23 protein-coding genes and 1 riboswitch are annotated in these 24,170 nt (G+C 67.1%); of the genes, 12 read left to right on the top strand and 11 right to left on the bottom strand.

The annotated features are described in order from the left end of the window. The first annotated feature begins 31 nt into the window (after window positions 1-31). Window positions 32-907: a TIGR03621 family F420-dependent LLM class oxidoreductase gene (locus ACZ5IK_RS03590; protein WP_465486391.1), complete on the top strand. Its 876-nt coding sequence runs from the start codon at window positions 32-34 to the stop codon at window positions 905-907. Here the strand turns inward: ACZ5IK_RS03590 and ACZ5IK_RS03585 are convergent. Continuing rightward, window positions 901-1,518: an NAD(P)-dependent oxidoreductase gene (locus ACZ5IK_RS03585; protein ID WP_101610620.1), complete on the bottom strand. Its 618-nt coding sequence runs from the start codon at window positions 1,516-1,518 to the stop codon at window positions 901-903. The genes ACZ5IK_RS03590 and ACZ5IK_RS03585 overlap by 7 nt on opposite strands. A gap of 95 nt (window positions 1,519-1,613) precedes the next feature. Beyond that, window positions 1,614-2,735 (bottom strand): hypothetical protein, encoded by a 1,122-nt coding sequence (locus ACZ5IK_RS03580; RefSeq protein WP_465486390.1) that lies wholly within the window; start codon window positions 2,733-2,735, stop codon window positions 1,614-1,616. Between the two features lie 341 nt (window positions 2,736-3,076). Between ACZ5IK_RS03580 and ACZ5IK_RS03575 the strand changes: the two genes are divergently transcribed. The 4 genes from ACZ5IK_RS03575 to ACZ5IK_RS03560 all read left to right on the top strand — a co-directional run bounded on the left by ACZ5IK_RS03575 (window position 3,077) and on the right by ACZ5IK_RS03560 (window position 5,143). Beyond that, window positions 3,077-3,688 (top strand): 50S ribosomal protein L25/general stress protein Ctc, encoded by a 612-nt coding sequence (locus ACZ5IK_RS03575; protein ID WP_465486389.1) that lies wholly within the window; start codon window positions 3,077-3,079, stop codon window positions 3,686-3,688. A gap of 10 nt (window positions 3,689-3,698) precedes the next feature. Continuing rightward, window positions 3,699-4,295, top strand: coding sequence for an aminoacyl-tRNA hydrolase (gene pth, locus ACZ5IK_RS03570; protein WP_465486388.1), 597 nt, complete (start codon window positions 3,699-3,701; stop codon window positions 4,293-4,295). 159 nt (window positions 4,296-4,454) lie between these two features. Continuing rightward, complete coding sequence (locus tag ACZ5IK_RS03565; protein ID WP_465486387.1) at window positions 4,455-4,814, top strand: DivIVA domain-containing protein; 360 nt, start codon at window positions 4,455-4,457, stop codon at window positions 4,812-4,814. Beyond that, on the top strand, window positions 4,814-5,143 hold the full coding sequence (locus ACZ5IK_RS03560; RefSeq protein WP_101610624.1) for a DivIVA domain-containing protein: 330 nt from the start codon (window positions 4,814-4,816) through the stop codon (window positions 5,141-5,143). The genes ACZ5IK_RS03565 and ACZ5IK_RS03560 overlap by 1 nt, the downstream gene beginning before the upstream one ends. 61 nt (window positions 5,144-5,204) lie before the next feature. On the opposite strand, the gene ACZ5IK_RS03555 is transcribed toward ACZ5IK_RS03560, so the two are convergent. From ACZ5IK_RS03555 to rsmA, 5 genes are all read right to left on the bottom strand, one after another. Continuing rightward, the gene (locus ACZ5IK_RS03555; RefSeq protein WP_101610625.1) at window positions 5,205-6,896 is read right to left on the bottom strand and encodes a fatty acyl-AMP ligase; all 1,692 of its coding nucleotides are present in this window, start codon (window positions 6,894-6,896) and stop codon (window positions 5,205-5,207) included. Window positions 6,897-6,947: 51 nt separating this feature from the next. After that, window positions 6,948-8,720, bottom strand: coding sequence for an ABC-F family ATP-binding cassette domain-containing protein (locus ACZ5IK_RS03550; protein WP_465486386.1), 1,773 nt, complete (start codon window positions 8,718-8,720; stop codon window positions 6,948-6,950). A 67-nt stretch (window positions 8,721-8,787) separates the two neighbouring features. Beyond that, window positions 8,788-9,753 carry a 4-(cytidine 5'-diphospho)-2-C-methyl-D-erythritol kinase gene (locus tag ACZ5IK_RS03545; protein ID WP_101610627.1) on the bottom strand — a complete coding sequence of 322 codons (966 nt, stop codon included), beginning with the start codon at window positions 9,751-9,753 and terminating at the stop codon, window positions 8,788-8,790. 121 nt (window positions 9,754-9,874) lie between these two features. Then, on the bottom strand, window positions 9,875-10,885 hold the full coding sequence (locus tag ACZ5IK_RS03540; protein ID WP_101613516.1) for a methionine ABC transporter ATP-binding protein: 1,011 nt from the start codon (window positions 10,883-10,885) through the stop codon (window positions 9,875-9,877). Window positions 10,886-11,095: 210 nt separating this feature from the next. Next, a riboswitch (SAM riboswitch) is annotated at window positions 11,096-11,186 on the bottom strand. 307 nt (window positions 11,187-11,493) lie between these two features. Next, the gene (rsmA, locus tag ACZ5IK_RS03535; RefSeq protein WP_465486385.1) at window positions 11,494-12,333 is read right to left on the bottom strand and encodes a 16S rRNA (adenine(1518)-N(6)/adenine(1519)-N(6))-dimethyltransferase RsmA; all 840 of its coding nucleotides are present in this window, start codon (window positions 12,331-12,333) and stop codon (window positions 11,494-11,496) included. 190 nt (window positions 12,334-12,523) lie between these two features. Between rsmA and ACZ5IK_RS03530 the strand changes: the two genes are divergently transcribed. Beyond that, window positions 12,524-13,453 carry a DUF222 domain-containing protein gene (locus ACZ5IK_RS03530; RefSeq protein ID WP_465486384.1) on the top strand — a complete coding sequence of 310 codons (930 nt, stop codon included), beginning with the start codon at window positions 12,524-12,526 and terminating at the stop codon, window positions 13,451-13,453. Between the two features lie 59 nt (window positions 13,454-13,512). Here the strand turns inward: ACZ5IK_RS03530 and ACZ5IK_RS03525 are convergent, their stop codons facing one another. From ACZ5IK_RS03525 to metG, 3 genes are all read right to left on the bottom strand, one after another. Then, window positions 13,513-14,892 carry a transglycosylase family protein gene (locus ACZ5IK_RS03525; protein ID WP_465486694.1) on the bottom strand — a complete coding sequence of 460 codons (1,380 nt, stop codon included), beginning with the start codon at window positions 14,890-14,892 and terminating at the stop codon, window positions 13,513-13,515. 413 nt (window positions 14,893-15,305) lie between these two features. Further along, entirely contained in the window at window positions 15,306-16,142 is an 837-nt protein-coding gene (locus tag ACZ5IK_RS03520; RefSeq protein ID WP_465486383.1) for a TatD family hydrolase, read from the bottom strand. Between the two features lie 7 nt (window positions 16,143-16,149). Next, window positions 16,150-17,943 carry a methionine--tRNA ligase gene (metG, locus tag ACZ5IK_RS03515; RefSeq protein WP_168214412.1) on the bottom strand — a complete coding sequence of 598 codons (1,794 nt, stop codon included), beginning with the start codon at window positions 17,941-17,943 and terminating at the stop codon, window positions 16,150-16,152. A gap of 62 nt (window positions 17,944-18,005) precedes the next feature. Here metG and ACZ5IK_RS03510 point away from each other — a divergent pair, with 62 nt between their 5' ends. The 5 genes from ACZ5IK_RS03510 (at window position 18,006) to ACZ5IK_RS03490 (ending at window position 22,552) form a co-directional block, all read left to right on the top strand. After that, window positions 18,006-18,596: a PadR family transcriptional regulator gene (locus tag ACZ5IK_RS03510; protein ID WP_465486382.1), complete on the top strand. Its 591-nt coding sequence runs from the start codon at window positions 18,006-18,008 to the stop codon at window positions 18,594-18,596. Window positions 18,597-18,684: 88 nt separating this feature from the next. Then, complete coding sequence (locus ACZ5IK_RS03505; RefSeq protein WP_465486381.1) at window positions 18,685-19,695, top strand: ATP-binding cassette domain-containing protein; 1,011 nt, start codon at window positions 18,685-18,687, stop codon at window positions 19,693-19,695. After that, window positions 19,685-20,449 carry an ABC transporter permease gene (locus ACZ5IK_RS03500; protein WP_465486380.1) on the top strand — a complete coding sequence of 255 codons (765 nt, stop codon included), beginning with the start codon at window positions 19,685-19,687 and terminating at the stop codon, window positions 20,447-20,449. Before ACZ5IK_RS03505 ends, ACZ5IK_RS03500 begins: the two co-directional genes overlap by 11 nt. 93 nt (window positions 20,450-20,542) lie before the next feature. Further along, entirely contained in the window at window positions 20,543-21,157 is a 615-nt protein-coding gene (locus ACZ5IK_RS03495; RefSeq protein WP_465486693.1) for a glycoside hydrolase family 25 protein, read from the top strand. Window positions 21,158-21,274: 117 nt separating this feature from the next. After that, entirely contained in the window at window positions 21,275-22,552 is a 1,278-nt protein-coding gene (locus tag ACZ5IK_RS03490; RefSeq protein ID WP_465486379.1) for an aminodeoxychorismate synthase component I, read from the top strand. A 1-nt stretch (window position 22,553) separates the two neighbouring features. Here ACZ5IK_RS03490 and ACZ5IK_RS03485 read toward each other — a convergent pair whose 3' ends face one another. Next, entirely contained in the window at window positions 22,554-23,513 is a 960-nt protein-coding gene (locus ACZ5IK_RS03485) for a quinone oxidoreductase family protein (RefSeq protein ID WP_465486378.1), read from the bottom strand. A gap of 177 nt (window positions 23,514-23,690) precedes the next feature. Between ACZ5IK_RS03485 and ACZ5IK_RS03480 the strand changes: the two genes are divergently transcribed. Further along, window positions 23,691-24,167, top strand: coding sequence for a QsdR family transcriptional regulator (locus ACZ5IK_RS03480; RefSeq protein WP_465486377.1), 477 nt, complete (start codon window positions 23,691-23,693; stop codon window positions 24,165-24,167). Window positions 24,168-24,170: the final 3 nt, after the last annotated feature.

The following is a 24,170-nucleotide window of genomic DNA, read 5'->3' as shown; positions in this document are numbered from 1 at the left end:
CGGGCCGTCGGGCGTGGCTAGGTTTCCGTTCATGGGGAAATTCAAGTTCGGTGTGAACCTGTGGGGCGCCGAGAACCGCGAAGACTGGGTCGCGAAGTGCCGGCGCGTCGAGGCCCTCGGCTACGACGTCATCTCCGTGCCCGATCATCTCGGCCCAGGACGGAACTCGCCTTTTCCGGCCCTGACCATGGCCGCCGCCGTGACCGAGCGGCCACGCGTCGGCACTCTCGTCTCCAACGTGCCCTTCTACAACCTCGCGCTCTTCGCGCGCGAAGTCGCCACGACGGTGAAGATGACGGGCGACCGGCTGGACCTCGGCCTCGGCTCCGGTCACATGAAATCGGAATTCGACGATGCCGGCCTGCCGTGGATTCCGGCCAAGGAGCGCATCGAGTACCTCGCCAAGGGCCTTGACCACCTGCGCGAACACTTCGCCGCCGAAGGGATCACGCCCCCGCCGTTGCTCCTCGCGGGCAACAGCGATGGCGTGCTCTCCCTCGCCGCCCGCGAAGCCGATATCGCCGGCTTCGCGGGCCTTCGCCAGGCACCGGGGAAACCGCCGGGCACCTTCCGGCTCGACGACGCCGAGCGCATGGACGAACGCGTCACCTTCTTCCGCTCGCACCTCGACGGCCGGGATCCCGAGCTGAACATGCTCGTCCAGCGGGTCGTCGTCACGGAAGACCGACGCGCGGCCGCGGAGTCCTGGCGCGAAGAGCTCAAGGACCAGGACGCCCTCGACGTGGATACCCTGCTCGAAACGCCACAATTGCTGTTCGGGACCGTCGACGAGATGGTCCGGCAGCTCCAGGAACGTCGCGAGCGGTACGGCTTCTCCTACATCACGGTGTTCGAACCGATGCTGGAAACGTTCGCTCCGGTCGTGAAGGAACTCTCCGGTCAGTAAGCGACGCAGAAACGCTGACGGCGGCGCTCCGGCTTGTCGATCTCGTCGACGAACGCGATCGCGTAGTCGGCGCCGCTGATCTTCGACCCACCGTTCTCGTCGGTCAGGAGCACGTCACCGCCGAGCCGGAAGTCACCGGTCCGCTCGCCCTCGGCCCACGCGCCGAACTCGGCGGCCGGGCTGACGTAGAACCAGTCGATGTCCTCGGGAAGCTTCCGGAACGCTTCCAGCACCTCCGCGTGCGCCCCCGCCTCGCCCTTGTACGCGTCCGGGAACTCGGGGGTGTCGATCAGCCGCGGCCCGCCCTCGGCCACGTGCAGGCTGCCCGCCCCGCCGACCACGCCGATCCGCGCGCCGTTGTCCTTCGCGACCCGAGCGATCGAGGGCACCGCGTCGAGCAGGCCGCCCTGACCGTGAACCGCGATCACCAGGACGTCGGCGCCCTTGGCGACGTCGGCGAGGAAGGCCTCGTCGTACAGCGACCCTGCCTTGGCCCCTTCGCCTTCAGCGTTCCTCGACACCACCAGGACCTCGTGGCCGCGGCCGCGTGCCTCCGCGGTGATCTTCCCGCCCGCGTACCCGGTTCCTCCGAACACAACCAACTTCGCCATCACGTTCTCCCTTTTCATCGGCGACAACGCCGATGCTAAGAACGCATGATCGACTACTTCAACGTATGTAACTCACCCGTGGGTGAGTGTGCAGGTCAGCCGCCCAGCGTGGCGAACTCGGACTTGAGCTTTTCGCGGACGCCGTTCACGTCGACCGGAACCCGGACCTCGCCGCGGGGCGACGGCTTCGCTTGTACCTGGTAGCTGGCGTTCCGATTCGGCAGCTTGAACTTGACCTCGCAGGACATGCTCGTCGTGGTGTCCGGTGCCGCGTTGGCGTCCGCGGTGCAGGTCTGCGCGCCGAGTGACTGGGCCGTGAACTCGACGGTCAGCGTCAGGTGCACGGGCGTCTTGCTCGCGCTGCCGATGACGGTGTTGGCCACGTCGATGGTCGCCCGGCAGGTTCCGACGAAATCGGTGCAGTCCAGTTTGTCGTTGACCACGCTGACACTGACCTGGACGAGCGCGTCGAACGGCTGCCCGACACCGCCGACAGCGCCATCCAGATCGGTCTGGAGCTTCTTCAGCGCGTCCCCGGTGAGTGGCTCGACCCGCATCTCGGCACCGAGCGTCTTGCCGCCCGCCGCGTCGACGAGGGACGGCGCGAAACTGACCACGCGATGCGGCGCCGCGGTGGTCACCCGCAGCGTCCCGAGCCCGCTCCCGACGTCGTAGACCTCGGTCCCGTCGGGCAACTTCGACCGCACCGGATCGGTCAGCCGGTTCATCGCGGACACCGCAGTCCGGAGTGTCGACGCGGCCTTGCGCGGGTTGAGCACCTCGACGGCGTTCACCGGCAGATCCGAACTGTCGGTGCGGACCCAGTTGGTGCCGTACTGGTCGCTGTTGCCGAGCCCGTGCGCCTTCCAGTACTCCGGCGTCGCCGAGAGGTACAGCTGCTTGTCGGCCGAGATGACCTGGATGCTCTGGCCGTCGACCGGCAACGCGCCTTGCGCGCTTCCGTTGCGGGTGATCCGGAACTGCAATTCGGCGGGTTTGCCCGAAGCGTCCTTGATTGTCGACTTGTAGACAACGGCAGGTGCCTGCTCGAGCGCCTTCAACGCGCTCTCGACAGCACCTCGCTGCTCCGTGCGCCGATCCACCCGCTGCTGCTCGGCGGGCGAGATCCCGGCCGCCCCGTCGATCGCGACGTCGCAACCGGCCACGAGGCAGCACAAGACGGCGACCGCGCCGATCCTCAACCGTCGTGCCGGCATTCCGCCCCCTGTGTCTCGCGTGCGCAGAGATCACACCTTAGAAAAGGGGTCACGCACCACCGCATTCGCGGGTTCCCGAAGCAGCTGTCACCGACTTGTCACCTGAACGAGCCACCCGGCGGGACCCCGGCACGACCGGTTGGTCTACACTTTCCCGGTCTCGGCGAGGCGGGTTCCGTGAGCACCTGGTGCCCGACGTGATCGACGCGGCGGCTTGAGTGGCCACACGCGATCGAGCACGCCCGTGGAACTCGCCGCCGAACACCAGAACCGCCCCGAACCATCCCCACCCTCAGCATGATTTCGCTGAACATGTTGGTGAATTGAAGGAGTGCTACACCGTGTCCGAGGTACGCCTGTCCGTCGAGCCCCGCACCGAATTCGGCAAGGGTGCCGCGCGCCGCACGCGTCGCGCCGGCAAGATCCCCGCGGTGCTGTACGGGCACGGCTCGGACCCGCGCCACTACGCCCTGCCCGCCCTCGAGTTCGCCCGCGTCGTGCGTGAGAACGGCAGCAACGCCGTCATCACCCTCGACCTCGAGGGCAAGAGCGAGCTGGCGCTGACGAAGACCATCGTCGTCCACCCGCTGAAGAACTACATCGAGCACGTCGACCTGCTGGTCGTCATCCGCGGCGAGAAGGTCACCGTCGACATCCCCGTCGTCGTCACCGGCACCCCCGGCCCGGGCACCCTGGTCACCACCGACCTCGACGCCATCCAGATCGAGGTCGAGGCGCTGCACATCCCCGAGCAGGTCGAGGTCTCGGTCGAGGGCGTCGTCGCCGGCACCCAGATCAACGCTTCGGACGTCGTCCTGCCGAAGGGCGCCTCCCTGGTCACCGACCCCGATGCCCTGGTCGTCGCCGTGAACGAGTCGCCGTCCGAATCCGCGCTCGAGGGCGAAGACGCCGCTGCCGAGGCGGAAGAGACCGCCACCGAGACCGCCGAATAAAGTCACTCGTGTGACCGAAGCAGTACTTCCCGGGGCCGGCGAGCAGATCCTGCTCGCCGGCCTTGGCAATCCCGGCCCCCAATACGCGGGCAACAGGCACAACGTCGGCTTCATGGTGCTCGACGAGCTCGCCGGCCGTGTCGGCGGCAAGTTCAAAGCCCACAAGAGCGGTGCCGAGATCCTCGAAGGCAGACTTTCCGGGCAGCGAGTGGTCCTGGCCAAGCCGCGCTCGTACATGAACCTCTCGGGCGGCCCCGTGGTCGGCGCGGCCCGGTTCTACAAGATCCCCCCGGCCGGTGTCGTGGTCGTCCACGACGAGCTGGACGTCGACTTCGGCGCCCTCAAGATGAAATTGGGCGGCGGTGACAACGGCCACAACGGTCTCCGCTCGATCACCAAATCTCTCGGCACCAAGGACTACTACCGCGTCCGTTTCGGCGTCGGACGTCCTCCGGGACGGCAGGATCCGGCCGATTTCGTGCTGAAAGACTTCTCAACGGTCGAACGCAAAGAGCTCGCTTTCGAGATCGATCGTTGCGCCGACGCCGTTGAAGCGCTTATCAGCACCGGCCTCACCGCGGCCCAGAACACCTTCCACGCTGGGTGAACCCGCTCACATGGCGGTGTGTTACATCTCGTCACTCGAAGGCGTTTCACCACGCCCCTGATCGAGTCGTGGAATAGCGCGGACTCTTCCGGGAAACTCTCAAACCCGTTAGGACGGGATGCGGAGATCGCATTCCCCACCGAAACCGGAGAGAGTTTCATGTCGTTTACGGCCGAAGACATCACCGGCGCCACTTTCCCGAACGCCCCGATCGGACGGCGCGGATACGCCAAGCACGAGGTCGACGCGTTCCTGGAGCGGATCGCGGACACGATCTCGGACCGGGACGACCTGACGGCAGCCGAGGTCCACCACGTCATGTTCTCGCGTCCGTTGATCGGGAAGCGCGGCTACGACGAGCGCGAAGTCGACGATTTCCTCGACAAGGTCGAAGGACAGCTCGCCCACCGGACCGGCCAGCACGTGCTCGGCGTACCCGGCGCGCGTGAAGAGGACCAGGCGACCGCCGAACGCGCCGTTCCGGACCGCGGTCCCGTCGAGTTCCTGCGGAAGCGCTAGTGCCCGTCACCGCGTTCGAGGCCAGGACCCGGCAGTTCGACCGGGCACCGATCGGCGCCCGCGGCTACTACGAACCCGCGGTCGATGCCTTCCTCGAACGGGTCGCCGCGACTCTCGACGGCGACGACGACCTGTCGGTTTCGGACGTCCACAACGTGGCGTTCGCCAAAGCGCCGCTCTCGAAGCGAGGCTACGACCCGACAGCCGTCGACGCGTTCCTCCGGGACGTCGAAGGCACGCTAGCCGGGCTTTCCCAGGCCGCCAGCTACTACATAGCGCCGGCCCTGGAGCACACCCACACCCGTAAGCCGCCCTGGCGACGCCGCTGACCCACGGAAGCTGCTGAAAGGGGGCCGGGATCGCGATCTTCGCGGTCCCGGCCCTCTCGTGTCAGCTGGTCGCCGCGTTCTTGGCGATCCTGTCCGCGAACTGGGTGGCGGTCGCGGCCCGCTTCACCTTGCCCGAAGGCGTCTTGGGCAAGCTCCCCGCCGGAAGCACCACGACCGCGAAGGGCCGCATGTCGACCGCGCCGCGCACCTTGGCCGCGACTTCCTTCGCCAGCGCTTTCTCCGTGTCCGGATCCCCGGCGAGCTTCGATTCGAGGACGACGGCGAACCGCTCCCGGCGGCTGCCCGCGTCGATCCGCACGGCCACGGCGTTCCCGGCCCGAACCCCCTCGACCGACGTCGCCGCCCGCTCGATATCGGTCGGGTACAGGTTCCGGCCGCCCATGATGATGACGTCCTTGCGACGGCCACAGATCACGATCATGCCGTCGACCAGGTAACCGAGGTCGCCGGTGAGCAGCCAGCCGTTCTCGTCCTGTGTCGCGAGAGGACCTTCCATGGTCAGGTACCCCGGCGTCACGGCCTCGCCGCGCAGGCGGATCTCCCCGACCTGGCGCTCGCCGAGCACGGTGCCCTCGTCATCGACGATCTCGGCCTCGAGCCCATCGAGCGGCGGCCCGAGTACCGCGAAGGAACGGACGTCGTCGGTCCCGCGCCGCGGGTCGCCCTCGGGCACCGGTACCGCACGGTTGTCCGCCTCGAGCGCGTCGGCTTCGACGATGTCCAGCGTCAGTCCGGTGAACAGCGGCGCGAACGAAACCGCGAGAGTCGCCTCCGCCATGCCGTAGGCCGGGAAGACGCACTCGGCGGGCATCTTGAATCGTGCCCCTGCCTCGACGAACGTCTGCACAGCAGTTTCGTCGATCGGCTCGGCGCCGTTCAGCGCGATCCGGAGCTTCGAGAGGTCGTATGCGTTGTCGTCGTCGACACGAGCCATCCGCCTGCCGACGATCGCGTACGCGAAGTTCGGCGCGGCCGTGGTCGTGCCGTTGTACTTGCTGATCAGCTGCGGCCAGATCAACGGCCCGGACAGGAACTCGAGCGGCGTGATCTTGACGAGTTCGACGCCGAACGTCATCGGAACCGTCAGGAAGCCGACCATGCCCATGTCGTGGAAGGTGGGCAGCCACGAGACCATCACGTCGACGTCGAAATCGAACTCGGCGCGATCGACCATCGCCTTGACGTTCGAATACAGGTTTCCGTAGGTGATCTGAACGGCCTTCGGATCGGCCGTCGACCCACTGGTCAGCTGCAGGAGCGCGGTATCGGACTCGGCCGTCGGCACGGGCTCGGCCAGTGGTTCGGCCTCGAGCAGCTCGGTGATCACCTGGAACGCGATGCCGTGCTCGGTGAGCACGGGCGCCAGCTGGTCGAACGGCTCACCGAGCAGAACCAGCCCGGATCCGATCATCCGCAGCACGCGAACGGTGTCCTCGGCCCACTCGGCGAGGTCGGTGCGCTGGGTGGGCTGGTGCAGCATCGTCACGCTGCCACCGGCGAGCCACACCGCCTGCACCGTCGGCGCGATCAGCGACGGCGCCGCGGCCAGCACCGCCACCGCCTTGCCCGGCTCGAGCCCTGCTGTGACCAGACCCCCGGCGACCCTTTTGGCCTGCTCGTGAATCTCGGCCCAGGTCCGCCGAACCGGCTCCTTGGGCTCCCCGGTGACCATTCCCCGCTGCTGACCTCGCCCCGCCGCGGTGGCGACGAGCGTGTCCACGAACCGACTCATGCGCGTCACAGTACTGTCCGCCCTGGACGACCCGCTCGCCGTCGAGTGAACTCACTCGATAGCTTCGGAGGTCTCGAGCCACTGGGCCTCGACCTCCTCCTTCTCCGTTTCGACAGCCTTCAGTTCAGTGTTGAGCTCGATGAGCTTCGACGGATCGGTCGCCGCGGAGAGCAGGGCCGTATGCAGCTTCTCTTCCTTCGCGTGGAGCTGGTCGAGCTTGCGCTCGAGGCGGGACAGTTCCTTCTGCGCCGCCCGCTGTTCCGCGGCGCTCTTCTTGGGCTCGGAGGCCTGCTTGTTGCCCGGCTTCCTGTCGCTCCCTGCCTTCTCCAGGCTCTTGGCGCGCCGGTCCAGGTACTCCTCGATCCCGCCCGGCAGATGGGTCACCTGCCCGTCCCCGAACAAGGCGACGATCGTGTCGCAAACACGTTCCACCAGGTACCGGTCGTGCGAGACGACGACGAGGCTGCCCGGCCAGGAATCGAGCAGATCTTCCAGCTGCTGCAAAGTGTCGATGTCGAGATCGTTCGTCGGTTCGTCGAGCAGCAGCACGTTGGGCTCGGCCATCAGAAGCCGGCACAGCTGCAGACGGCGCCGTTCACCACCGGAAAGGTCTTCGACCGGGGTCCATTGCCTCGCCGCGGGGAACCCCAGCTTTTCGGCCAGCTGCGAAGCGGAGAGCTCCTGCTTGCCGAACACGACCCTTCCTGAGATCTCTTCGATCGCCTGCAGGACGCGCAGGTCACCGGGCAGATCGTCGAGCTCCTGCCGAAGATGCGCGAGGCTGACCGTCTTCCCCTGGACGCGGCGCCCCGTCTCGGGCTCCTTGTCACCGCCGAGCAGCTTCAGCAGCGTCGTCTTGCCCGACCCGTTGACGCCGACCAGGCCGATCCGATCGCCGGGACCGATCCGCCACGTGACGTGATCGAGCAGGGTGCGGTCGCCGACGGTCAAAGTGGCGTCCTCGACCTCCAGGACGGTCTTTCCCAGCCGTCGCCGGGCGAACGCCTGCAGTTCGACCGAATCACGCGGCTCCGGCACGTCGGAGATCAGCGCCTCCGCCGCCTCGACCCGATAGCGCGGCTTCGAAGTCCTGGCCTGCGGACCACGGCGTAGCCACGCGAGCTCCTTGCGTGCCAGGTTCTGCCGTTTCTCCTCGGCCGTCGCCGCCAGCCTCGCCCGCTCGGCCCGCGCGAAGATCCAGTCCGCGTAACCGCCTTCGTACTGCTCGACGCGACCGTTGGTGACCTCCCAGGTCACACTCGCGACAGTGTCGAGGAACCACCGGTCGTGGGTCACGACCACGACCGCGATCCTCCGGTTGAGCAGATGATCCGCGAGCCAGCGCACACCTTCGACGTCAAGGTGGTTGGTCGGTTCGTCGAGGACCACGAGGTCCAGCTCACCCGTGAGGGCCGCCGCCAGCGCGACACGGCGGCGCTCGCCACCGGACAGATTCGTCGTCGATTTTTCGACACCGAGAGCGGTGATCCCCAGACCGTCCATAATGGACCGGACTCGCGCGTCAGCGGCCCACTCGTGCTCCGCACCGTAGCGCTCCAGCACGACGTCGCCGACCGTGCTGCCGACGGGGAGTTCGGTCCGCTGGGTGACCACGGCCATCCGCAGGCCGCGGACTTGGCTCACCCGCCCCGTGTCCGGCTCGCTGATCCCCGCGAGGACCTCCAGCAATGTCGTCTTCCCGCCCCCGTTGAGACCGACGACGCCAATGCGCTGCCCCTCCGCGACACCGAGCGAAACACCGTCGAGCAGCGGGCGCACCCCGAAGGACTTGCTCACCGACTCCAGGTTGACCAAGTTGGCCATGCCTCAGCCGATCCTTTCCAAAAAGCTTGCACCACAACGAATTAGTCGATGTCCATTTCGGACATCCTCATGCGTGCACCCGAGGCGGCGCCGGCCGCGGCGCGTCGTCCCCGCCCACCAGCCGGGCTCCGGGAACAGGCCCGTGCGCGACGCGCACCGTACGACAGACACCCGCGCCGGACAGCTCCGCGGCGACCTCGACGGCCGACTGCGCGTCCGCGCACAGAAAAGCGCAGGTCGGCCCGGACCCGGACACGGTGCCGGCGAGCGCACCCGCGTTGACCCCAGCCCGCAACGTCCGGCGAAGCCCGGGACGCAACGAGACCGCGGCCGCCTGCAGGTCATTACCAAGAAGCAACGCCAGCTGCCGCGGGTCACCGGACGCCAGTGCCTCGACCACCGGAGTGTGCGAACCGATCCGCGGCGGGCTGCCCTCTTCACGCAACCTGTCGAGTTCGCCGAACACCCGCGGGGTCGAAAGACCGCGCTGATCGAACGCCAGGACCCAGTGGAACGTGTGCCTCGACAACACCGGAACCAACTGCTCGCCCCTGCCGGTGCCCAACGCTGTCCCGCCGTAGAGCGCGAAGGGAACATCGCTGCCGAGCTTGGCGGCGATACCAGCGAGTTCATCTCGGGAGATCTCGAGCTTCCACAGCGACGCGAGCCCGACCAGGGTCGCGGCCGCGTCGGCACTGCCCCCGGCCATCCCGCCCGCTACCGGGATGCCCTTGCGAAGCACCACCCGGACCTTGGACTCGCCATCAGCCTTGCCGACGTGGGCCGCCAGGGCCTGCGCCGCCTTCCAGGCAAGGTTGTTGGCCCCTGTCGGTACGGAACCTTCACCTTCGCCATAGACCTCGATGCCGGGCTCCTCGGTGACCGCGACAGTCACCTCGTCGGTCAGGGAAAGTGCCTGGAAAACGGTCACCAGCTCGTGGTAGCCGTCCGGGCGTACGTCACCGACCGACAGGTGCAAGTTGACCTTGGCGGGAACCCTGACGGTAACTGGGGGCGGTACGACGGCGAGCACGAGACAAGCCTACGTGCCCGCTCCACTTGTACTGCCACCAGGAGAAAGAGAACAGGACGACGCGGACGCAAACGGGCCGCCCTGGACAGAGTTCGTCCTGAGCGGCCCGTTCGTCGGGGAATCAAGCAGCGACGCCCTGCGGCCCGCGGACCGGGTGGGTCACGTGGCCACCACGTTCGGCGATCCAGGCGAGTGCGGCATCCGCGCGCTCGCCACGCACACCGAGGCGGAACCGGCCGACGGGCGTGTCGCCGATCCGGGTGAGGCCGCCTCCGATGGTGGCGAGTTCGACGTCGAAGCGACCGGCCGCCTCAGGCAGCAGCGCACCGACCGACGCGAAGCCGACGAGCACGACGTCCACCGCGCGGTCGTACTTCGAAGCCTGCGCACGGCCGGTTTCGATCGAAGGCAGGAGCGCCTGCGCGGTCCGGCTGTTCGGGTCGGAGACCAAGTCGAGCACGGTTCCGCGTTCGATGATCGCCCCGGCTTCCAGGACCGCGACGTCGTCGCAGACACGGCGCACCACGCCGGCGTCAGGAGTGGTGAGCAGCACGGTGACCCCGAGCTCGGCACGCGCACGGTCGAGCACGGTCAGGACCGCGCCGGATTCCTCGGGCTGCACACCCGCGGTCGGGTCGTCGGCCAGGAGCACGGAAGGTCCGGCGGCCAATGCCTTGGCGATGGCCACCCGGCGCAGCTGCCCCTCGGTCAGTTCGCCCGGCCGCTGCCCCGCTCGCGGGGTGAGTCCGACCAGATCGAGCAGATTACCGACCCGGTTACGGCGCTGCGGCCCGTCGAGGCCGAGTTGTTCGAGCGGCGACGCGATGTTGCCGGCGATGGTGCGCTCGGCAAGCAACTCCGCCTTGGTGTTCACGACACCGACCTGACGGCGGATTTCCCGCAGACGGCGCCCGTCGAGGGTCCCGGTGTTGAGGCCGTCGAGGCGGACGACACCTCGGTCGGGGCGCTCCTGAAGCCCGATGCAACGAGCGAGGGTGGACTTGCCGGAGCCGGCCGGACCGACGACTCCGAACAGGGAGCCGGCTTGGATGTCCACGCTGACATCGCGCAGGGCGACGACGGGATTTCCGTTGAGGGGAAAGGACTTGGACAAGTTTTCGACAGTGATCACGAAGGGCTCCATGCAAATGGGGCGCTGCTTCTTTCGAGCGCGCCAACCGTCACCGAGTACCCGTCCGAACGGACGGGCTTCAGAGGTAAGGGAAAAGACTCAGGCAGTAACGGTTGAGCGTCGACACGCACTTACCGTGCGGCGACCTTCGTCGACTACGCGTCGCCTGGTCAGCAGGAGCGGGTGGGTGACCCTGTTCATTAGGCACAGCCTCCATCGGTCCTGGCGGTAGCACCTGCCCTGTGGAGGGTGGTTGCTGCGACTTCGGCGAGCCAGGTCTCTCAGTCGCTCGGGATGGCTCACTGAGTAAAACCGATCCCACTGGATGAAAGCAAGCACGTAGGCGCAGATCACACGTCTGGTCGCGTCCATCATACAGGATCGGCTATCCACATAATGGGAAGACTACGAGTATTCTAGTGCCACAAAAGGCCCCTGCCTGCTAAGACAGGCATGGATCATGCAGATCCAAAAGAGGATTTACGCAGTCGTGCTGACCTCGGCGAACTCGCCTCCGCGCGGTGCCGGTCACACCTGCGACAGGGGAAACACCGCTCCTTTGGACCGGGCGCCGTGTCAGCCTACGAGACGGTCTTGGCCCGCAGCGGTCAGTCGGCCGCCGCTGCGATCCGAGCGAACTGATGAACGTCCAACTGCTCGCCGCGGGTCTTGGGGTCGATACCCGCTTTCTCGAGCAACTCCCCCGCGCGTTCGGCAGATCCGGCCCAGGACGCCAACGCCGCACGCAAGGTTTTCCGCCGCTGCGAGAAGGCCGCATCGACCACCGCGAACAATCGCTCCCGGCTCACGGACGACACGACGTCGTCGCCTCGCTCGAAAGCGACCAGTGCGGAATCCACGTTCGGAACGGGCCAGAACACCGAGCGGGGAACCGCACCGACCTTGCGCGTCTTCCCGTACCACGCGAGCTTGACGCTGGGGACGCCGTAAGTCCTGCTCCCCGGGCCGGCCGCCATGCGGTCCGCGACCTCGGTCTGGACCATCACGAGACCGCTGGTCAGCGACGGCAACTCGGCGAGCAGGTGGAGCACGACGGGAACGGCGACGTTGTACGGCAGATTCGCGACGAGTGCCGTCGGCCGTTCAGGCAGGTCGTCCGCCTTGATCCGCAGAGCGTCCGCCCCGACGACCGTCAGCCTTTCGGCTCCGCCGCGTTCGGCCACTGTGTTCGGCAGCCGCCCGGCCAGCACGGGGTCGATCTCGACCGCGACGACCTCGGCGCCGGTCGCGAGCAGTCCCAGCGTCAGTGAGCCGAGGCCCGGCCCGACTTCCAGCACGACGTCACCTTCACCGACCCCGGAAAGGTCGACGATACGGCGCACCGTGTTGGGGTCGTGCACGAAGTTCTGGCCGAGCTTCTTGGTCGGCCGGACGTCCAGCTCGGCCGCCAACGCCCTGATCTCCGCGGGCCCGAGCAGTTCAGTCACCCGACGATCGTAGCCAGCCCTGGCGGGCGCCTCCGATCGCCCGACCCGCCCGCATCATCCATCCGCAGTTTCCGAACCGGCCCGCTTCCCACGCAAGAGTGATCGGCGCAAGTTGGCATCGCCGGAGCGTGATCATCATCTACCCGATCGATACCGTGCATTCGTTCGACTCTGGGCCGACAATCGAGGGATGACCAGCACAAACACTCCCAAGGCCTTCCCGCTCGATCTGCCGGAAGGTGACCCCGAGCTGCTTCTCGACGAGTTGCAGACACGGCTGCGCGAAGGGCGACGTCTGTTCGCCGAAGTCGGCCAGATCCTGGCCGAAATAGAGTCACGAGGTGTCCGAGAGCTCTACGGATACAACTCGATCGCCGTCTTCTACGAGCATGTAGCCCGGGTCCCCCGGGCCGAGGCGCAGAAGGTGACCGGCCGGGCACTCGCGCTCAACTCGAGACGCGCGCGCGACGGGACTTCCACTCCGCCCGTCGCGCCTTTGACCGGAGCCGCGGCCGCCACCGGCGTACTGGCCGATGGCAGCATCGATCGGATCGTCAAAGTGATGCGGAGGCTGCCGGAGCACGTCCCCGTAGACACCCGGCTCGACGCCGAGAAGGTCCTGGTCGATCTTGCCGGCGTCGCGAGACCACGCGACGTCACGACCGCCGGGACAGACCTGCTCGCGCGTCTCGATCCGGACGGGGGTGACACCAAGGACCCCGGCTCGAAAAACCCCCGAAGCGAATTCTGGTTGCGTCAGAAACGCACCGGCCGGTGGGACCTGCGCGGCAACCTCGATCCCGAGACCGGTGCCCGCTTGAACGCGCTTCTGGTGCCACTGGCACATCCGGCTCCGAACGGAGAACCCGACGACCGCACTCCGGCGGAGAGACGTGGTGATGCTTTCGCAGAGATCGTGGATCTCGCGGCAGACGGCCCGGAGATCCCCTTGCCTCGGCGAAGCTCGGAGCAGGCCGCCGAGCAGCCTCCGCACGCGGAGCCTGTCGAGAAACCTGAACGAGTAGGGGATCTGGCCCACATAAGGCCTCCGCGCTGGTGGGCACGGCTGTCGAGACCCGGCGCACGAACCTCATCCGCATCGGAGCCCAAAGCGGCCTGAGGGCCACCTTGCGGGCGGAACCCACACGATGACCCTCAGGAAGGAGAATTTTCTGGCTGTCAGGCCTTCTTGCCGCAGTGCGGCCAAGCGCTGTAGCCACCGCGGTCGTCGCGGACCTTCTCGGCGACGGCGATCTGCTGGGCCTTGCTGGCCTGATGCGGGTACGCGGCGTACTGCGAGCCGCCGTAGGCGTCCCAGGTGCTCTTGTTGAACTGCAGGCCACCGTAATAACTGTTGCCGGTGTTGGCGGCCCAGTTACCGGTCGACTCGCACTGCGCGATGCGGTCCCAAGCGCCGGCGTCGCCGATGACCGGGTCCGCGGGCTTCTTCGTTCCGACCTTGACGATCTTGGGCTTGGCCTCGGTGATGACCTCTTCCGAGACCTTCTCGCGGCCGACCTCTTTACCGTTGCGCTTGGTGACCTTGTAGGTCACGGTCTTCTGGCCCGGGGTGCCCGGGTCTTCGACCTTGGTCTTGCCCTTTTCGAGCTCCGGGTCGTCGACCTTCTGCTCGGGCGGCGCGATTTCCTCGTTCTGCTTGACCATGGTGACGCCGGTCCGGCTGACGTGGACCTCTGCACCGTCGACCAGCTTGACGTCGAGGCCGCCGACGGCCTCGTCGTCCGGGCCGAGGGTCATCCGCAGCTCACCGAGGAATTCCTTGGTGGTGACCGAGTTGGTCTGAACCTTACGCGGTTCGTTCGCGCCGTCGTAGACGGTGACGTTCTTGAGGGTCTTGACCTCGACGGTGGCGCCCTCGAGCGGGAGTTCACCGTTCTGCGGGAGCGAAGTCCAGGTGCCGGCCTTCGCGAGGTCAGCGCGACCAAGCTGGTTCAGCGCTTCGCCGAGGTTGGCCGCGCGGACCCAGGACTCCTGCTGCGGCGCGCCGTCGACGATCAGGTTCAGCTTGCGGCCACGCTCAAGCTTGATGACGCCGCCGTCGCCGACCTCGGCCTGGGGCGAGGGCGAGAGGGAGTCGTGCGCGCCGACCGAAAGGCCGGCGTCTTCGAGGACTTCGCCGACCGTGTCGCCGAAGCTGTGCACGGTCTGCTGCTTGCCGTCGATGTCGAGCGTGACGCTCTTGTTCATCGCCATCGCGGCCGCGCCGCCACCGCCGAGGGTGAGCAGCACCGCCATGACGGTTCCCTTGAGGAAACGCTTCTTCCAGACGCGGGTCGCGCTCGAGATGACCTCGTCCTTGGTCGCGGCCTTCATCGCCGCGTCCGCGGTGCGGTCCTCGGCCATCTCGTCCGGAATGACGATCGGCGGGAGCATGGTGGTCTCGGCGCTGATGAGGCGGATCAGCTCGTCGACATCGACGTCGATCTCGGCCATCAGGGTTTCGGCGTCGGAGCCGAGCGCGGCCAGGACGTCCTGGTGCGTGATGCGCGGATCGTCGGAGTAGTCCAGCTCGCCGTAGTGAGTGTCGCGGTCGAGCACGGCAACCGAACCGGCGGAAGCGAAGGTGTTCGTCTCTGCGCCGAGGCGCGAGCCATCCTGCCTACTGCTACCAGTCACTGGGTCGTTCCCTTTCCCAAGACGTGAAGGAGCTCGACAACCGCTCCACAACGTCCTTCGTCTCGATGCGCACTTCGGCACACCTCTAGAAGTCCGACACCCGCAGTCAGCGCCATCGTCACGGTTCCAGGCCGTACCGCTCCTGGGTCCGCTTCCCCGACGTGCACTGACGTGACTGTGGGCGTAACAGCCGGAAACCGCATGAGCGGATACCGACCGGCACGATCACGGGACAGTAACGAACCTCGCCGGGTTGCGCAAACACCCCCCGGAGTGTCGTGACGTTGGTCACTCATCAGAGTGGGCCATTGATGATCACTAATGTCGCAATCCGTTCAACTGGGGGTGACTGTCGGCAAACGAAAGACCCGCTCAGCGGTCACTCGCACTGATTCGGCCACCTCGTGCACCGCCTCGCCCCTGAACGTGGCGAGGTGGCGAACGGTGTAGGCGGCGCAGTAGGGCTCGTTCGGTCGCCCACGGAACGGATGAGGGGTCAGGAACGGTGCGTCCGTTTCGACGAGGTACTGGCCCGACGGAACGATGCGTGCCGCCTCGTGCAGCCCGCGCGCGTTGCGGAAACTGACCGTTCCCGCGAAAGAAAGGACATAACCCGCGTCGACGCACCGGCGTGCGATGTGCTCGTCCCCCGAGAAACAGTGGAAGACGACCTGCTCGGGCGCTCCCTCTTCCTCGAGGATCCGGAGGACGTCTTCGTGCGCGTCCCGATCGTGGATCATCAAGGGCTTGCCGATCCGCTTGGCGAGATCGATGTGCCACCGGAAGGCGTCCTGCTGCGCATCGTGGGGCGAGTAATCCCAGTAGTAGTCGAGGCCGGTCTCGCCGACCGCGACCACTCTGGGCTCCTTCGCGAGACTCTCCACTTCGGATTTCTCGGCCTCGCCGAATTCCTTGGTACGCGTGGGATGGATCGCGACGGCGGCCCAGACCCGGGAGTCCCAAGTGGACGCTTGCGCGGCCCATCGGGCGGCCGCGAGATCGTCCGCGACGGTGATCACCCGCGAAACGCCGGCGCGTTCGGCGCGATCGACCATGGCTGTCACGTCAGCCGCGGTGACCGCGCCGCACGCGTCGAGGTGGGTATGCGCGTCCACCACCGAAACCGGCAACCGGTCCGGGATCGGCGGCAGTTCCTTCTTCTCCGCACCCATCAGCTGATCACTTCGAGATCGGTGCCCATTCGGGACCGGTCTCGCCTAGTTCCGGGTCCAGCTTGGCGAACAACGGGGTCGGCTTCTCCAGCGGCTTGCCGACCTCGATCGGCACGGACTTCCAGCGTGCCTGCTCGGTCTTGTAGTCCCCGGTGATGATGGGGTTGATCCGGCCGGGGATGTCGAGGTCCTCGACTTCCTGGAGTTCCGGCTGCGCCGCCCAGACACCGGAGCCACCGAGTGCCTCGTGCACCTTCTGAGCCGAGTGCGGCAGGAAGGGGGTCAGCAGCGTGTTGGCGTCCGAGACGACCTGCAGAGCGGTGTGCAGGACGCTGTCGCGGCGGGCGGGGTCGTCCTTGAGTTTCCACGGCTCCTGGTCCGACAGGTACCGGTTCGCGGCGGTGACGACGCGCATGGCCTCACTCGCCGCCGCCTTGAACCGGGACCGCTGGAGGTGGGCGCCCGCGGTGTCGAACGCCTTGCGGGAGAGCTCCTTGAGCTCCTCGTCGGCGGCCGTGGGGGCGTCCGGACGCGGAATGGCGCCGACGTTCTTGTGGGCCATGGAAATGGACCGGTTGACGAGGTTGCCCCACTCGTTGGCCAGTTCGAAGTTGGTCCGGCGGACGAACTCGTCCCAGGTGAAGTCGGTGTCCTGGGTCTCGGGGCCCGCGACCGAAATGAAGTACCGAAGGGCGTCCGGGCCGAACTCACGCAGGAAGTCGTGGACGTAGATGACCGTGCCGCGCGAGGTCGAGAACTTCGAGCCGCTCATCGTGAGGAACTCGCTGGAGACGATCTCGTCGGGCAGGTGCAGCTTGCCGTATTTGCCGGGCACACCACCGCGATCGCCCTCGCCGTTGTGGCCGAACAGCAGGGCGGGCCAGATCTGGGCGTGGAAGGTGATGTTGTCCTTGCCCATGAAGTAATAGGAGCGGGCGTCCGGGTTGCTCCACCACTCCTGCCAGGCGTCCGGGTTGCCGGAACGGCGCGCCCATTCGACGCTCGCGGAGAAGTAGCCGATGACCGCGTCGAACCAGACGTAGAAACGCTTCATCGGCTGGTCACGCCAGCCGTCGAGCGGGATCTTCACACCCCAGTCGAGATCGCGGGTGATCGGCCGCGGGCGCATGTCGTCGATCAGGTTCTTGGTGAAGTTGAGGACGTTCGGGCGCCAGTCGGTCTTGCTGGACAGCCATTTGCCCAAGGTCTCGACGAACGCGGACAGGTCGAGGAAGTAGTGCTCGGTCTCGACGAACTTCGGCGTTTCACCGTTGATCCGGGACTTCGGGTTGATCAGCTCCGCGGCGTCGAGCTGGTTGCCGCAGTTGTCGCACTGGTCACCGCGCGCGCCGTCGTAGCCACAGATCGGGCAGGTGCCCTCGATGTAGCGGTCGGGCAGGGTGCGGCCGGTCGAAGGGCTGATCGCGCCCCGCGTGGTCTTGGGAACGACGTAGCCGTTGCGGTGCAGCGCGAGGAAGATCTGCTGCGTGACGTCGGCGTGGTTGCCCGTGGTGGTGCGGGTGAACAGGTCGTAGGTGAGACCGAGTCCCTGCAGGTCCTGGCCGATCTGACGGGTGTACTTGTCCGCCGTCTGCTGGGAGGTCAGGCCTTCGTTGTCCGCCTGGACGGTGATCGGGGTGCCGTGTTCGTCGGTGCCGGACACCATGAGCACCCGGTTGCCGGCCATTCGCTGGTAGCGGGAGAAGACGTCGGACGGGACGCCGAATCCGGACACGTGGCCGATGTGGCGGGGGCCGTTGGCGTAGGGCCAGGCCACCGCAGTCAACACTGGGGTGCTCATGCTTGTTTAGCCTACGGACGTCGTCTAAGGCATTGTTGTCCGGGAGAGGATCGGAGGCCTCGGTGTCCGCCACGCGTCTGCTGGTGCTGGGTGTCGTGCGCATGTACGGGAAGGCACACGGCTACCAGGTCCGGCGCGAACTTCTCTCGTGGGCGGCCGACAAGTGGGGAAATGTCCAGCCGGGGTCGATCTATCACGCGCTGAAGAAGATGACCGCCGAAGGTCTCCTGGAACAGGTCGACGACATCGAAGCGGGCAGCGGGCCCGACCGTGTCGCGTACAGGCTGACCGAAGACGGGGAGACCGAGTTCCTCGTGCAGCTCGGCAGGGCCTTGTCGAGCGACGACGCGACCGGGTACTCGTTGTCGGCGGCGGTCACGTTCATGCCGACCCTGCCCCGCGCGCAGGTGCTGGCGCTGTTGAAACAGCAGCTGGCGAATATGGAAGCGCACGCTCAGTCGACCCACTACGCCCGTGAGCACGCCATCGACCTGGGGAAGCCGCCGCACGTCAGCGAGCTGTACCGCCTGTGGAGCGTGCACGCGGAAGCGAACGTGACCTGGATGCGAGACCTGATCGGCCGCCTCGAAGCGGGCGCGTACGTGATGGCGGGCGAAGGCGACGAAGCCGTGTTCGGCGCGCCGCCCAAGTAATCAAATTTGACCAAGGAACGACTACTAGGGCACAGTGCGTCCTTCAGCTAGTCAAATTTGACTAGCCAGACACCGGAAAGGGGTAGACATGATCAAGGCACGCGGCCTTGAGCGGCGTTTCCGCCGCAAGGGCCGCAATGGGGGCGAGGTCCACGCGGTCAAGGGCGTCGATCTCGACGTGTCGGCCGGGGAACTGGTCGGCTTCCTCGGACCGAACGGCGCGGGGAAGACCACCACCCTGCGCATGCTGACGACGCTTCTCAAGCCCACCGCCGGTGAAGCCACGGTCGGCGGCTGTGACCTGCTCGCCGACCCACTGGGGGTGCGCCGGCGAATCGGCTACGTCGCACAGGGCGGCGGCACGGCACCGGCGAGCAAGGTCGTCGAGGAGATCGAGTTCCAGGGGCGGCTGTACCGGATGAGCAAGGCGGACGCGCTCGCGCGCGGGGCCACCCTCGCCGACCAGCTGGACCTCGCCGGACTCGACCAGAGGCAGACCGCGACCTTGTCGGGCGGGCAGCGCCGCCGTCTCGACATCGCGCTCGGGCTGATCCACTCGCCCGGTCTCGTCTTCCTCGACGAGCCGTCGACGGGACTCGACCCGCAGAGCCGCGCGAACCTGTGGGAGCACATCCGCAGGCTGCGCGACGAACAGGGCGTCACGGTCTTCTTGACCACGCACTACCTCGACGAGGCCGACGCGCTCTCCGACCGGCTGATCGTCATCGACGACGGGAAGATCGTCGCCGAGGGCACGCCGGATTCGCTGAAGGCGAGGGTTTCCGGCGACAGTGTCGTCATCGGGGTCGCACCGGAGTCGGCGGCGGAGACCGCGGAGATCGCCGGCCGCCTCGAAGGGGCACACGAAATGACCGTCACCGACGGCACGGTGCGTTTCCGGGTACCGCGCGGGGACACCGCGATGCCTGAACTGCTGCGGGCCTTGGACTCGCGTGGCATCGCGATGATGTCCATGCAGGTGCACCGGCCGACGCTCGACGACGTCTTCCTGACCCTGACGGGCCGAAGCCTGCGCGACGCCGAAGAGGGCTCGTCGGTCGAAGACGCTCCGGAAAAGGAGGCCACGCATGTTGCATGACACCTGGTTGATCTTCCGCCGGGACATGCTCGCGGCGTTGCGCAACCCGACCTGGCTGGTGATCGGCATCATGCAGCCGCTCCTCTATTTGTTCTTCTTCGGGCCGCTTCTGGTGAAGGCACTCAACGTGCAAGGCCTGTCCGATGTGGACGGCTGGATGATCTTCACCCCGGCGATCATCGCGCAGCTCGCGCTGTTCGGCAGTTCCTTCGTCGGGTTCGGTCTCCTCGCGGAATACCGCTCGGGCGTGGTCGAGCGGATGCGGGTCACGCCGGTGAGCCGGGTGGCGTTGTTGCTGGGCAAGGTGCTCGCCAACGCGCTGCAGACGGTCGTCCAGGCGTTGATCATCATCGCGTTGGCGTACCTGGTCTTCGATCTGAACGCACCGTTCGGCGGCGTCGTGCTCAGCCTGGTGATCGTTTTCCTTCTGTCGATCACATTGGCGTCGTGTTCGTACGCGCTGGCGCTGACCCTGAAGAGCGAAGACTCCTTCCCTGCTTTGCTCAACGCGGTTCTCATGCCGTTGCTGCTGCTGTCCGGAATCCTGATCCCGATCACCGCGGGCTCGGCGCCGGATTGGCTGTACACGATTTCCCGCTTCAATCCGTTCCGGCACGTGGTGGATGTCGAGCGCAACAGTTTCCGCGGTGACTTCTCGATGGACGCGCTGTTCACCGGGAGCGTGGTGGTGCTGGTCATGGCCGTTCTGGCCATTTGGTGGGGCTCGCGGACGTTCCAACGCGAAAACGCCTGAGACACGCTGTAGCGAAAGGTCACCTTGCGGCCGCTCCGCGGACGTAAGGTGACCTTTCGCGCGTACTGGGGCAAAATTCGAGGACAGGTGACTTTGATCGATCCGGAAGGTGAGCACGGAGTCACCCTGTCCCACCGGGAGACGGTGACGGACTGGGCGGCGGTACGTGGCGCCGACATCCGGTTCGCTTCGGTCACCGTCAGCGAGAACACCAACTGGCGGGACGTCGCGGCGGAACGCAATCTGGCGGGCGCGCAGCACGCCGGGATCCACACGGGCGCACGGCATTACGCGCGCCCCGGCGCGGTCCACGACCAGGCCGACCATTTCGTGCGGACGGCGAGCGCGCTCGGCGCCTTCGCGCCCGGTTCGCTCGCGCCGGCGCTCGAAGTGGAGGCGCCCAGTGTCGACGATCGGTTCATCAAGGCGTGGATCAAACACGTCAGGCACGCGGCGCGCGTCGAACGCGTCCTGGTGTACGCGGGGCTCGAGTGCTGGACGAACCGCCTGCATCCGGACAAGTGGGCGGACAGCGAAGTGGTGTTGTGGCTGGTCAGGCACAACGAGATCCCGGGAAGGCCGGGCTGGTTCCACTCACGGCTGGGATTGCACCAGCACGGTTTCGGCACCGGGCTGCCCGGTGTGAACGGGCCGATCGCCCAAGACGCCGTGGTCTATCCCTTCGCGCTCTCGGACCTGCTTTTGTAAGGCCGCTGTGACGGCGGGTATGCGTGACGTCACCGAGGCCTGCCCGCGTGGTCGCGGATCTCACTTTCCGGCCGAGGCGGGTTGCGTTTCCGGCCACCCGGGCGGAGACAATGTCGCGTGCGGTTGATGTGCCGGAGGCTGCGGACGGACGTCGCGCCCGAGCGGGCGCTGGCGGCTCTTGGGGTACGTGCCGCGGCCCTCGGTCTCGCATCCCCGGCCGCGCTTTGCGGAGACTGGTTTTCTTCGCGCGCGGTCATCGCGCTGAGCGCTCCCCTCGCTCCTGTCCAGGACGTGGCCGAGGCGTTCGCGATTCCCACCCGGATGCCTTCCGTTCGTGACGCGGTGCCCGGCGCGGTCGGCGGCGGCTGGTTCGGCTACCTGGGGTACGACCTGACCGATCCCTCCGGCCGTTCCGGCGGCCTGCCCCCGGCCGTCTGGGGTTGGGTCGACCGGGTGCTGCGGCTGGACACCGACGGTTCGTGGTGGTTCGAAGCGTTGGTTCCCGAGGATGCCCCGGATCCGATCGGTGAGGTTTCCGCGGTGGAATCCTTGCTCTCTGACCTTCCCGAAACGACGTCTTGGAGTTCCGGCCCGCTGTCCCGGCCGCTTCCGTCGGAGCACTACGACGCGGTGAAGGCCTGCGTACACGCGATCGAAGCCGGCGAACTGTTCCAGGCGAACATCTGCGCTCGCTTCAGCGGAGGATTCGACGGGGATCCGATCGCGTTGTTCGCCGAAGGTACGCGCCGCCTGGGGGCCCGCAGGGCGGCGTTCCTCACTGGCGACTGGGGCTCGGTCGTATCGTTCTCACCTGAGCTTTTCCTTGCCAGGCAAGGGCGACATGTCCGGTCGACGCCGATCAAGGGCACCATGCCGCGGCGGAACGCCGCCGACGAGCATCTCGCCCGGCGACTGCGGGAATCCACCAAGGACGTCGCCGAGAACGTGATGATCACCGATCTCGTCCGCAACGACCTCGGCCGGGTGTGCGCCACCGGCAGCGTGCGCGTCCCCGAACTGCTCAAGGTCCGGCCCGCACCCGGGGTTTGGCATCTTGAGTCCACAGTGGAGGGATTACTCGCCGACGGGGTCGACGACGCGGCCCTGCTCGCGGCCACCTTCCCGCCGGGTTCGGTGACGGGCGCGCCGAAGATCCGCGCGCTGGACCTGATCGCCGAGCTGGAGCCCGCGGCGCGCGGTGTCTACACGGGCGCCGTCGGCCTTGCTTCACCGATCGCCGGGCTGGAACTGAACGTCGCGATCAGGACCTTCGAAATCCACGACGGCACGATCGCGCTGGGAGTCGGCGGCGGGATCACCGCCGACTCCGACAGCGAAGCGGAATGGCAGGAATGCCTGCACAAATCCGCTCCGCTCGAGCGCCTGCTCGGCTGAACTACTTCGTGGGGTCCAGGAGGAGCTTGCCCGCGGTGCCGCGCGAGCGCAGGGCCTCGTGGGCGGCGCGCGCGTCGGAAAGCGCGTACTCGCCGCCGGCGACGGCGCGGATCCGACCGTCCAGTGCCAGCGAGAAGAGCTCGTCGAGCGTGCGGCCGAAGACGTTTCCGGGAAGTTTGAAAGCGTGCGGCAGCCACATCCCGGACACGGTGGTGCTGTGCCCGAGAAGGTTGCGGGCTTCGATCGGCTTCGGCTGCTCGCGGCTGGCCATCCCGTAGAACGCGAGGCGGCCGAACGGCGCGAGGGCGGCGATGCTCTGGTCCGTGACGGTGCCGCCGGTCATGTCGAGAACGATGTCGACACGCTTGCCGCCGTTCGCCTCGCGGAGCGCTTCGGTCATGTTCTCGGCGCGCGAATCGATGGCGACGTCGGCGCCGAGTTCGAGGGCGAGGCCACGCTTCTCGTCACTGCTGGCGGTCGCGATGACGCGGCTCGCGCCCCATGCCTTCGCGAGCTGGACGGCGATAGAGCCGACCCCGCCCGCCGCCGCGTGCACGACGACGGATTCGCCGGGCTCGAGATGGGCGCTCTTGCGCAACAGGAGCGAGGCGGTGGTGCCTTGGACGATGAAGGAGAGCGCGGTCAAGTCGTCGATGCCGTCGGGCACGCCGAAAGCGGTGACCTCGTCGGCCACCGCGCGCTCGGCGTAGCCGCCACCGCCGTTGAGCAACGCGACAACACGCTTGCCCTCCGCGGTGCGGCCGACGACCTCGCCACCGGGCACGAGCGGGAGCTTGCTCGGCGCGAGGTAGGAGTTCTCGGCTTGATGCGTATCGGCGTAATTGACGCCGATGCGGTCGACGTCGACGAGCAGCTGACCTGGGCCGGGAACGGGATCGGGCAGGTCGACGAGGTTGAGCACCTCGGGTCCGCCGAATTCGGTCACCTGTACTGCGCGCATCCGCTTCCTCCTCATCGAGATGAGACATTCTTGCATATGTCTCATCCGCGAGACATAGCGTGATATGTTTCACTCATCGAAACCGCACTCGAACGCCAGCTGACCTCGCCGCGCCCGGACGCCCTGCGCGCGTTCACGATCGCGCGCGCCTGGTTCCTCGACGGGCGCCGGGTGGACATGGGTGAGCTCGCGGGTGAGCTGGGGATCAGCCGGGCCACGTTGCATCGCTGGGTCGGCGGCCGGGATCAGCTGCTCGGCGAGATCCTGTGGTCGATGACCGTGGAGGTTTTCGAAGCGCGGGCTTCCGGCAAGCTCGGACGCGGCGCGGAGGGCATCGCGGAGCTCGTCGGCACCTTCGTCCGGACGGTGAACGACTCGAAACCGTTCAGGGAGTTCTTGCGCGCCGAACCGGAACGGGCGCTGCGGATTCTGACGACGAAGGCCAGCGTGGTCCAGAGCCGGGCGATCGCGAAGATGTGCGAGTTCCTGGGCGAGGAGGTCGCGGCCGGACGGCTCTCCCCGCCACTGCCGGTCGAGGACCTTGCTTACCTGCTGGTCCGGATCGGCGAATCCTTCATCTACACGGACGTCATCACCGGCGCCGAGCCCGACGCCGCGAAGGCGTACGCGGCCGCGAGGGCCCTACTGTCCTAGTCC

The sequence above is a fragment of the Amycolatopsis sp. NPDC031561 genome, from assembly GCF_055580625.1.
The sequence above is the reverse complement of the archived record's forward strand: the minus strand, read 5'-3'. Positions and strand labels throughout refer to the sequence as shown.